Genomic DNA, 10,266 nt, shown 5'->3' on the forward strand with positions numbered 1-10,266 from the left:
TTCCTTGTGGATAAAACAAAAAGTTATCCCCTGCATGTCCTTTTTGCAAATTTCGTTCCCATTTCCCATATGTTGACATAATCTTTTCTATTTCCCATAAAAAAACAGATGCGGTAGTAATACCACATCTGTCTATGTTCTGTTTATGCCTGCTGATAGGCTGCCAAAGCTTCCACATAAGCCGCTTTGGTATCGTCGTCAAAGCAAACCATGGTCACCTGTTCCATATCGGGATTTTCTCTGAGATAATTCATGATTTCCCGCACAGCGATTTCTGCCGCCAGATGCACAGGGAAACGATACACGCCAGTACTGATGGACGGGAAGGAAATGGTTTTGATGCCATTTTCCTTTGCCAGCGCCAGAGAATTGCGGTAGCAGTTTGCCAGCAGTTCTTCTTCATCCCATTTGCCTCCGCGCCAGATGGGACCGGGTGTATGAATGACATACTTTGCTTTCAGCTTATAACCACGGGTAATTTTGGCTTCACCGGTTTTGCAGCCGCCAAGGGTTTCGCATTCTTCCAGCAGCTCTCTGCCTGCTGCCCGATGAATGGCGCCGTCCACGCCGCCGCCTCCCAGAAGGGATGTATTCGCCGCATTGACAATGGCATCCGTTTTGGCTTTCACAATATCTCCTTTTATAATAGAAAATCGTTCCATACCTTAACCCCCTATCCGGGAAATCAAAAATTCCCCTTTTGTCCCATTGTATCCCCTTTCCGAAAATTCGTAAAGGTTTTTTTGCAAAAAAACTGAAAAACCACAACGCACAACCTGACTTTTGCCCCAAAAACCACAGAAAACACCTGCCCTTTTTTCCCTCTGCTGGTTTTCTCTGGCAAAATTGCACAAGCGGGACAGTCTTTCCCCCATAAGACAAAAGGGCAACTCCTTGCAGGTTTCCTTCACGAGAAAACAAAGAAAGCCGGAATCCTTGCAGTGCAAGTCCCCCAGCTTTCTTCCTGTTTATGGGAAATATTTTGTCTTTATTTCTCCAGTTTTTTCGTAGGGTCCACCCGCTCGCCATTTACCTCCATGGCAAATACCAGATGGCTGCCCAGTGCCGCCTGATATTTGGTGGGCTGGTCCAGTTTGCCTACGGTCTGACCTTGTTTCACGGTATCGCCTTTCTTGACCATACCTTCTGCCGCCAGCGGACCGTATGTAGTCCGCGTACCGTCTGCATGTTCCAAAACAAGGGTTCTGCCGCTTTCGTCGTCCTCTTTGATTTCCGCCACAGTGCCGTCTGCCGCCGCTTTCACTTCTGTGCCAGCTTCCGCCGCGATACAAAGGGTATCATTTGTGCGGTACTGGTCAAGAGTCGGGTCATAGACCGCCTTGTCCACACTGTAAGGCATCACCGTTTCCCCAGTGACAGGATAGACGTAAGTCACTGTCTGCTGTGCTTTGGCTGTACTTTTTTCTGTTGTCTTTTGTTCAGATGTTGTTTTGGTTTCTGTTGTTTTGGCTTCCTGCGCTGGTGTCGGGTCAGGTGCCTCACCATCGTCGTTGCTCATTTGTTCTCTCTGGGCTTTGGCTGTGTCCAGTGTGGGGCTTTTTGCCACCGTAACGGGAGAAGCCGGGCTTTCCTCCGCTGTCATGGGCTCCTTCACATTGCTCCATGTGTAGTAAGTCATGCCTGCCCCCAGAGCTACCACGCATAACCCCATGGATACCAGCACTGCTGCCATTTTGCTTTCGTTTTTCTTTTTCATTCTGCCAACACCTCCAAGGCTATTTTGACCAGCCTTGCCCTGTTTTATGCAGTTTTTTCAAAAGAAATGCCTGTGTAATAATGGCTGAGGATTTCATGGTAATCCATGCCTTCCTCCGCCAACGCCTTTGCGCCGTACTGGCTCATACCAGCCCCATGACCATACCCCTTTGTGGTGAACACAAAATCCTCTCCCTGCCGCTGAACAGTAAAGTCCGCGCTTCGCAGCCCCAAAGCCGTCCGTACTTCTAAGCCCGTCAATGTGAGATTGCCTGCCTGTATCTGCTGGATATACCCCGCTTCGCTGCGCTGGATGCCGGAAAAATCCAGTTCCACCGCCGAAACGCTCAAATCTCCCAACGTGGAAAGTTTTTCCCATACAGTCTGCGCCGAAAGGGTTTCGGTGACGGTATTGTCTGGCGCGGACAGGTCGCCGCTGCTGTCCACGCTCCGCAGATAGGGGATTTCCTGCACCCAGACGTTTTCCGAATCCTCCGTTTTCCCTGCGCTTTGGGCATGAAACACCGCTAGGATTGGCTCTCCCTCATATACCATGATTTCCCCTGCCGTTTCCTCCACAGCCTGTGAAACTCTTGCGGCGTATTCTTCATAATGCTCCCCCCATTTTTCTTTCTGGGCAGCCGTATCCGCATAAGCTTGTCCCACGTCATAAAGGACAGCATCACTGCCTGCTTCCTCCATTTTCCGCACCTGATACGTCCTTGCTGCCACCGCTTGGGCTTTCAGGGCTTCCATGGGAAAAAGGGCAGGCATTTCCGCCGACACCACCCCCTGCACATATTCCTCCAGTTCTGTATGCTCAGGGCGTAAGATTTGCAGGTAGTCCGCCGGTCCAAAGAGATTTTTCGCCTCCGTCACCGCTTCTGTGCGAAATCCCCCGAAAATGGCCGTTACCAGCAAAGGAATGACAATGACTGCCAGCAGCACATAGCCCACCAGTACCCCCAAAACTTTTTTCACCATACTGCGCCACTTCCTCTCCGTAACAGCCTATGCGTTCCTGTCCCCCAAAAGAACAGGGCAAATAAAAAAAGCCGAAAACATCCTGATTTTCTCAAGATATTTTCGACTTCTATTATCGAATCCAGTATAACCAAATACTGAAAATCATCACAACTACAAATACCGCCATACCGATTTTGGCATCTCGCCGTTCCACACGTCTGGCGCGTTTCAGCCATTCCGGATGCCCAATGTCCGTCACATAAATGCCACCGAACAGCCCCGTTTCCGTTTGCAAGCGAAGCTTCGTTTCCTTTCGCAGCATGAGATAAGACCGACGGGTCAGACGGAAGTGATAAGTGACACCGTTTTGAATGCCTTCCAAAAAGTATCCCTGATTCAGCCCTTTTTCCGTGCCCTGTTCATTGGCGATGAAACAGCGGCAGGACAGCAGTTTCAATTCCTGTCGTTTCCGCCGCAGACGGTCAATGGCGGTATACACCATACGGGTATAGATCACATTGAGCCAGAGCAGCGGCAAAGTGCTGAGTCCCATGCGCCAGATAGGCAGTTTCTGACTGCCCCATCCCTGGAGGTTCAGCATATATCCCTGAATCTGGGCTTGGGCAACGGAGTAAAACAGCAGGATAAACACACCGATATACAAAATGCCAAACAGTATGTTATGCTTTTTCCGCTGGCGGATGTTCCACATTTTCACATCCACCATGCCCAGCCTGCAAATGAGGAACATGACGAAGCAGATCAGTACCATGAGCCCGTTGATCTGCATACCCGGTTCATAAGTGATGGTCAGGGCCAATATGGGAATGAGCCAGCCTATGAGCAAAACCCAGCCTTTCCGCCCCGTCACCACTGCCGTGAAGATGCAGCCATATGCAGTTATGAGTGTGGCAAAACCCAGCCATTCCATTACAAAAGACCCCTTACAACCTTACTCTTTAAATACCGCGGAAAATATCCGGGCGGAATTTGCTTCTTCTGCGGCTTTCTTCGATCTGCGCCAGAATTTTATCCCGTTCGCCGTTGAGGGTTCCGCCCAAAGCAATATAGTTAGAAGCATGGTTTGCACGGAACATGGTGCCTTCCGCGTCTACACTGCGGATGAACAGCTCTGTTTCGTCCAATACTTCGTGAGGGTCTAAGAGTTCCACTTCACCTCTGTTGTACTGGTCGTAAAGTTCTGTTCCGGGTTCTACCATCAGTGTCAAAAAGCCCACATATTCCGGTTTGATGGCAGAAATGACACGGGCGCTGTTCAGGGCGTGTTCTCTCCAGCGTTTTTTGCCGCCCAGACCGGAAATGACTGTCATGGACAGAATCATGCCTGCTTCTCTGACTTTGATGCCGGCAGCAATCATTTCTTCGGAAGTGACGCCTTTTTTCACTTCTTTCAGTACGTCGTCATCGCCGCTTTCCAGACCCATGTAAACCATGTCCAGACCAGCGTCTTTGAGCTGTTTCAGTTCTTCCGGTGTTTTGCCCAGGATGTCCTTGGGGGCGCCGTAAACGGAAATGCGTTCCACTTCGGGGAAGTATTCATGGCATTTATCCAGAATATATAACAAATCCTGTGTTTTTACAATGAGGGCATCGCCGTCTGCCAAAAAGATACGGCGCACTTTGATATGGCTGTAATATTTTCTAGCCATTTCCAAATCTTCCGCCACTTCTTCCAGAGGACGGATACGGAATTTCTTATCCTTATACATGTTGCAGAATGTGCAGGTGTTTCTGGCACAGCCAATGGTCAGCTGAATGATCAAGCTGCCCGCCTCACTGGGCGGTCTGTAAACGGTTCCTTCATATCGCATCAAACATCTCTCCTATTCTGTGTTATCGTCGTTCATATCATTTTATTATACAGGCAAAACGGGGATTTTATCAATACCCATTTCTTCCATTTGACAATGCGTCGATTTTTGTCTATAATAGGGCATGAACTTTTTCGTTAATACGGTTTTTGTTTCTGAAGCAGGCGGGAGGACGGCGCCTTTGCATACGGGGAGGCAGCATCTGCGGCTGTTTTTTTGTGTGCATTTTGCAAGAATCCTGACTGATTTGGAATCCGTCTGATTATGTGGAAGCCGCTCTGCGGCACCCCCATTCCTTCTGCATGAAAGGGCGCGGCATCAAAAACCTTATTAAGCGATTATCCTAGGATAATCGAAAGGGGAGCAGCTTCGGCTGTTCCCTTTTCCTTTTTCCTGATTTTTTCAGGGGAAACACAGAAGAAAGCCGAAATCCTTTCCATAACAAGGACTTCGGCTTTCTTTATGTTCCTATGAAGCAGCCAAAAGATGGCGCTTCTTTTCATTGCTTCTTAAAATTCTTCTACCAGACCGTCACTGTTGAATTCCAATGTAACGTTCTTGCCTTCTTTCTTTTCAAAATCTTTTTCGTCGTCCAGACCGCAGTTCTTCAGCAATGTGTTCTTGGAAACAGTGTTGAAGGACCATTTTCTGCTGTCGGTTTCAATGACAACGCTGCCGCTGTCGTATTCCACAAATTCACCTTCTGCGGATTCTACTCTGGCATTGATGCGTTCCACTTTATTGCTGTCACTGATGGTTGCTTCTACATAAACTTCAATGTCTTTATCCTGCAGCATTCTTTCGAACATATCTTTTGTGCTGTAAGTGAAGCTGCTGCTGGTGATGTATGTCTTGGAATCCCAGCTGTAGGATTTGCCATCGATCTTGATCTTGCTGCCATCCAAAGAAGCTGTGCCTTTCACGCGTTTTGTACCGCTGTTGTAGCTGCTGTCTGTTACGATGATCTTGGAAATTTCACCATCGTTGTTGAATTCCAGTTCTACGGAAGAACCGCGGTAACCTGTGGTTTGCAGATCTTCTGCATCGTAATCATCACTGTCTGTCTTAGGATTGCTTACTGTTTTCAGTTTGAACTGAGAACCATCGGATGTTTCCAATGTCAGTGTATTTTTCTTGTCGCTGTCACTGGCATCTTTGCCGTTGTATTCAATCATTTTACCTTCGGCAGCGGTCAGTCTGGCTTCGATATCTGTAATCTTGTTATTACCGTCTGCTTTGATTTCCGCATACAGTGTTACATCGTCACAGTTTGCCATACGGGTCAATACGGTCAAAGAACTTGTCGGTGCACCGCCAATTTCCAAAGAATCTTCATCATATTTACTTTGCAGCGTATATTCTGTGGAAGAAGTCTTGAATTTCAGCTTGCCATCTTTGATATATTCCACAGTGCCTTTTCTTTCGGTTTCTTCCGCTTCACCAAAAGCATTTTCTCTGTCACCGTCTTTTACCATATAGATCGCAGTGATCTTGCCGGATTTATCGAAATTCATGCGGGCATACATGGTGTCATAAGGTTTTTGACCATCTTCCAAATCATCTTCATCATAGAAGGATTCCGCACCTTTGAAGGAAACTTCATTCCACTTGCCTTCCCAGATATAGAAAGTAATGTCACTGGTGGAGCCAAATTCATAAGTGGTGGATGTACCGCCTCTGGAAACGATGATGCGGTCTTTGTTGAAGCCTTTCACTGTGTAAGTGGAAGAAGCAGTATTGTCTGTAAATTTATCTTCTGTCATCACAATTTTTGTTGCTTTGCCCTTGCTGTTTACAGTTACTTTTACATAAACAGTGCCGCTTTCTGCCATTTCTTCCAGATCTTTGGCAGAAGATTTCTTATCGCCGATGTAGAATTCGCAATCAGATGCGAAGTCTGCACTCTTTCTAGCATTGCTGCCGGAAGCTTTGTAGTATACGGTGGTGCTGGTGAAGTCTGTCACTTCCCCTGTCTGGGTGTATTCATCCTTCACTGTTACATAAACAGCATTTGCATACAGTACATCCTGACGTTCACCATCTACTTTTTCATTCTTTGTTTCTGTGTACAGTCCGGCATATACATACTTGTCAGAATTATCATCAATGACATCTTTGATGGCACTTTCTGTGGTCTTTTTGCCGTCCAGATAGTATGTGCAGTTGGTGTTAATCTTATATTTTGTGGTTTCGCCTGTGTTTTCACTTTCCAGATTCAGATAGCCATCTTTCAGGGAGTAAATATACCCAACCGCGTCATATTTTTCCTGGGCGGATGCTTCTTCATCCAGCAGATAAATCTTTGTGATTACCAGACCGTCGAATACCAGGCTGACTCTGTCGCCTTTGGTCAGGCTGCTGATGGGCAGTTCTCTGCTGCCATCTTTGTTGTAAACACTGATATTATCATCGGAAAGAGTCAGTCTGTTCCGTTCGCCGTTGTCCATCTTTACATCGACATCGTAATAATCGCCGTCATGGTTGACGATTTCTGTGATTTCACCTGTGTTTGCCAGTTCGTTGGACAGCAGGTCATAAGTCTTGTTCATCATCACTGCCATTTCCGCACGGGTGATGTTTGCTGTAGGATTGAAGTTGCCGCTGTCGTCACCTGTAACGATGCCCAGTCTGGTCAGCAGATCCACATAAGGCATGGCTTCGTCGGAAATACGCCATACGTCGTTGTAATTCACGCCAGTACCAGCGTAAATGTCGTATTTTTCAGACAACGCACGACCAAACATCACAGCCACATCCTGACGGGTTGCAGGATTGGAAACACCGTTGGTGGTGAACTTAGGCAGATCAGCTGCCATCAAAATCTGCGCAGACAGACCATAAGCCACTGTGGACTGGCTCCATGTAGGAATCTTGTAAGTGTTCAGCACAGACTGATAGATAGACAAAGTATTGGTAGCACTTGTCTTCAGATTGCCTGTTTTGCTCATGAGGTTGTATACCATCACCATAGCTTCGCTGTAAGTGACGTTGTTTTTCGCACGGAAAGTGCCGTCCTCATAGCCGTTGATGAGACCTTTGTCGGATACAGCCTGGATGGTGGAAGATGCCCAGGTCACTTCGTTGATATCGGTAAATGTGGCAGCGGATACTGTCACGGGCAGACTGCCTGCTACCAGAACAGCAGCCAGTGCCATTGCCATTTTGCGTTTCATGTTGTATGTACCTCCTTTGGGATTGTATATTTTGTCAAAAAAATGATATTCCAATGGTATCTTATGGTTTAGTTTACCATATTTTCCGATGATTGCATAGACCTGCTTCTTTAAGATTTCTTTGCAATTTCTGGAAAAGCTCTCTTGTATCATACGAAAAAAGGGGACGGAAAGTTCCCCCTTCAGACTGGCAAAAAACCAGATTTTACACTTTTGTAGAACCACGGAAGGGCTTGGGAAACGAAGCGTGTCCCAAATGCAATCCGCAGTCGGAATTGACTTCCGACGAGGAAAACAGCACATTCCAAGGCATTTTTATGCCGATGGAATGTGCTGTTTATACCTACAGTAGCCTCGTCAAAATCCTGATTTTGACGAAGGGTGTCGACTTTTTCGACACCCTAAAAAGGGGGCTGGAAGTTCCCCCTTTTCCTATGCCCCTTCCTCTGCCGACTGCTCCATGCGCTCTACAATGGCTTCGTTTGCCGTCACAGAAACCATCTGCAAATGCTTGTCAGCGCCTCTGGCCGCTGTTTCTGCCTCCTGTATGAGCCGCCCCAAAGCCGTTCCAGTCTCCTTCGTTCGCAGACCAATGATGGCTGTATGCCCTGCCACCACCACGGCACTGTCGGTGACACCGGGAACTTCCATCAGGGCTTTTTGTATCTGCTGGGCACGTTCTTTGGGATTTTCCGTCACTGCCGCCAGACTGGTGGCTGTCTGCTGCCCTGCACAGCCGCAAAGGAGGAAACAGAGCGGAAAAACAACATATTTTTTCAAATTTCCACCCCCATTTCTCTTTTAACATACCCCAGAAAACTGCTTTCGCTCCATGGAAAATCCAGCTGTTTTTTCCGCAAAAAAACTGTATACCACTGCACTTTTGTGCTACAATAAAGAAAAAAGCCGATACATCCGCAAGGAGGGATTTTTATGGAAAGAGAACACAGAAGACATTACCGTGTAGCCATGCGCCAGCTGGAAGAAACACCGGCAGAAGGCATGTATGTAACCAGAGAAGAAGCCAGAGGATATGCCATCCTCACCGCAGCCCTTGGCGCTCTGCTGTTTCTGATGATCCTGTTCAAAGGCAGAAAAAAATAAACCCATGCCCTTTTGACCCTGTCAAAAGGGCTTTTTTCCGCCCAAAGCAAGGTATTCCTTGCCATTTTCACCGCTTTTGGCTATAATGTTTAACAGTGAACACGCAAACCGTTTGGAAAGGAAGAAATGAAATGAAACTGGGTATCGTAGGTCTGCCCAACGTGGGCAAAAGCACCTTATTCAACTCTATGACTCTGGGGAAAGCAGAAGCAGCAAACTATCCCTTCTGTACCATCGACCCCAACGTGGGCATCGTAACTGTGCCTGACGAAAGACTGACAAAACTGACAGAAATGTATAACTCCGCAAAGACCACACCTGCTGTCATCGAATTCGTTGACATTGCTGGTCTGGTGCGTGGTGCCAGCAAAGGCGAAGGTCTGGGCAACAAATTCCTGTCCCACATCCGTGAAGTAGACGCTATCGTACACGTGGTACGCTGCTTCGAAGATACTAACGTGGTACATGTGGACGGCTCCATCGACCCCATCCGTGACATCGAAACCATCAATCTGGAACTGGTATTCTCCGATTTGGAAATCCTGGAACGCCGTATTGCAAAAACAGGCAAAATGGCAAAAGCGGACAAGTCCCTCCAGAAAGAAGTGGATGTGCTCCAGAAATTAAAAGATGCACTGGAACAGGGCATTTCCGCTCGCGCGGTAGAATTTGACACACCGGAAGAAAAAGCTTTTGTGGACAGCCTGACACTGCTGACTGCAAAACCTGTGCTGTACGCTGCAAACGTAGCCGAAGACGATCTGGCTGACGACGGCGCAAGCAATGAATTTGTACAGCGTGTAAGAAAATACGCAGCCAAAGAAGGCAGCGAAGTATTCGTATTATGCGCAAAAATCGAAGAAGAAATCTCTGATCTGGACGAAGCAGACAAAAAAGAATTTCTGGCAGATCTGGGCGTAGACGGCAGCGGTCTGGATCGTCTGATTGCAGCCAGCTACAAACTGCTGGGGCTCATCAGCTACCTGACAGCAGGTCCGCAGGAAAGCCGTGCATGGACCATCACAAAAGGCACCAAAGCACCTCAGGCTGCTGGTAAAATCCATAGTGACTTCGAACGCGGCTTCATCCGCGCGGAAGTTGTGGCTTATGACGACCTGATGCGTCTGGGCTCTTACAATGCCGCAAAAGAACAGGGTCTGGTTCGCTCCGAAGGCAAAGAATATGTTGTCAAAGACGGCGACGTGGTTCTGTTCCGCTTCAATGTGTGATTTGTTTTTTTAAAAGATTCAGAATATGAAAAAGGTATGTTTCTAAAAGCAGATTACCTTTAAGAAAAAAACATATCTGACAAAATCCTGTAAAAACAAAAAAGCTGAAATCCTTATAGTGAACTGCACCCCATTTGTTAGACAGTATGATATACTGAATAACAAGTGGGGTGATTTTTATGCCAAAAGGAGTACCAAATAAACGATATACACCAGAATTCAAGCAACTGGTGGTAGAAACGATGC

At 47.3% G+C, this 10,266-nt stretch carries 10 protein-coding genes; 2 read left to right on the forward strand and 8 right to left on the reverse strand.

Annotated features, from left to right (window positions below):
* Nucleotides 1–143: 143 nt before the first annotated feature.
* The 7 genes from INF29_RS03165 to INF29_RS03195 form a co-directional block, all read right to left on the reverse strand.
* Entirely contained in the window at nucleotides 144–662 is a 519-nt protein-coding gene (locus tag INF29_RS03165) for an O-acetyl-ADP-ribose deacetylase (RefSeq protein WP_191343629.1), read from the reverse strand.
* Nucleotides 663–988: 326 nt separating this feature from the next.
* Nucleotides 989–1,717 carry a M23 family metallopeptidase gene (locus tag INF29_RS03170; protein WP_193484549.1) on the reverse strand — a complete coding sequence of 243 codons (729 nt, stop codon included), beginning with the start codon at nucleotides 1,715–1,717 and terminating at the stop codon, nucleotides 989–991.
* 44 nt (nucleotides 1,718–1,761) lie between these two features.
* Entirely contained in the window at nucleotides 1,762–2,700 is a 939-nt protein-coding gene (gene spoIID, locus INF29_RS03175) for a stage II sporulation protein D (protein WP_193484551.1), read from the reverse strand.
* Nucleotides 2,701–2,812: 112 nt separating this feature from the next.
* On the reverse strand, nucleotides 2,813–3,613 hold the full coding sequence (locus INF29_RS03180) for a hypothetical protein (RefSeq protein ID WP_193484552.1): 801 nt from the start codon (nucleotides 3,611–3,613) through the stop codon (nucleotides 2,813–2,815).
* A gap of 28 nt (nucleotides 3,614–3,641) precedes the next feature.
* Nucleotides 3,642–4,514: a radical SAM protein gene (locus INF29_RS03185; RefSeq protein ID WP_193484554.1), complete on the reverse strand. Its 873-nt coding sequence runs from the start codon at nucleotides 4,512–4,514 to the stop codon at nucleotides 3,642–3,644.
* 509 nt (nucleotides 4,515–5,023) lie between these two features.
* Nucleotides 5,024–7,687: an S-layer homology domain-containing protein gene (locus INF29_RS03190; RefSeq protein ID WP_193484556.1), complete on the reverse strand. Its 2,664-nt coding sequence runs from the start codon at nucleotides 7,685–7,687 to the stop codon at nucleotides 5,024–5,026.
* Nucleotides 7,688–8,119: 432 nt separating this feature from the next.
* Nucleotides 8,120–8,467 (reverse strand): YhcN/YlaJ family sporulation lipoprotein, encoded by a 348-nt coding sequence (locus tag INF29_RS03195; RefSeq protein WP_193484558.1) that lies wholly within the window; start codon nucleotides 8,465–8,467, stop codon nucleotides 8,120–8,122.
* 153 nt (nucleotides 8,468–8,620) lie between these two features.
* Between INF29_RS03195 and INF29_RS03200 the strand changes: the two genes are divergently transcribed.
* Together INF29_RS03200 and ychF are read left to right on the forward strand one after the other, a co-directional pair.
* The gene (locus tag INF29_RS03200; RefSeq protein WP_159432856.1) at nucleotides 8,621–8,791 is read left to right on the forward strand and encodes a hypothetical protein; all 171 of its coding nucleotides are present in this window, start codon (nucleotides 8,621–8,623) and stop codon (nucleotides 8,789–8,791) included.
* 131 nt (nucleotides 8,792–8,922) lie between these two features.
* Nucleotides 8,923–10,020, forward strand: a complete 1,098-nt coding sequence (gene ychF, locus INF29_RS03205) for a redox-regulated ATPase YchF (RefSeq protein ID WP_193484560.1) — start codon at nucleotides 8,923–8,925, stop codon at nucleotides 10,018–10,020.
* On the opposite strand, the gene INF29_RS14495 is transcribed toward ychF, so the two are convergent.
* A partial coding sequence (locus tag INF29_RS14495) for a hypothetical protein (RefSeq protein ID WP_207728107.1) occupies nucleotides 10,010–10,266 on the reverse strand: 257 nt, incomplete at its 5' end. The genes ychF and INF29_RS14495 overlap by 11 nt on opposite strands.

The organism is Anaerotignum lactatifermentans, from assembly GCF_014982935.1.
GTDB lineage: Bacteria > Bacillota > Clostridia > Lachnospirales > Anaerotignaceae > Anaerotignum > Anaerotignum lactatifermentans.

Coding starts and splice junctions, on each gene's coding strand:
- INF29_RS03165 (WP_191343629.1), bottom strand. CDS start 662: ATGGAACGATTTTCTATTATAAAAGGAGATATTGTGAAAGCCAAAACG.
- INF29_RS03170 (WP_193484549.1), bottom strand. CDS start 1,717: ATGAAAAAGAAAAACGAAAGCAAAATGGCAGCAGTGCTGGTATCCATG.
- spoIID (WP_193484551.1), bottom strand. CDS start 2,700: ATGGTGAAAAAAGTTTTGGGGGTACTGGTGGGCTATGTGCTGCTGGCA.
- INF29_RS03180 (WP_193484552.1), bottom strand. CDS start 3,613: ATGGAATGGCTGGGTTTTGCCACACTCATAACTGCATATGGCTGCATC.
- INF29_RS03185 (WP_193484554.1), bottom strand. CDS start 4,514: ATGCGATATGAAGGAACCGTTTACAGACCGCCCAGTGAGGCGGGCAGC.
- INF29_RS03190 (WP_193484556.1), bottom strand. CDS start 7,687: ATGAAACGCAAAATGGCAATGGCACTGGCTGCTGTTCTGGTAGCAGGC.
- INF29_RS03200 (WP_159432856.1), top strand. CDS start 8,621: ATGGAAAGAGAACACAGAAGACATTACCGTGTAGCCATGCGCCAGCTG.
- ychF (WP_193484560.1), top strand. CDS start 8,923: ATGAAACTGGGTATCGTAGGTCTGCCCAACGTGGGCAAAAGCACCTTA.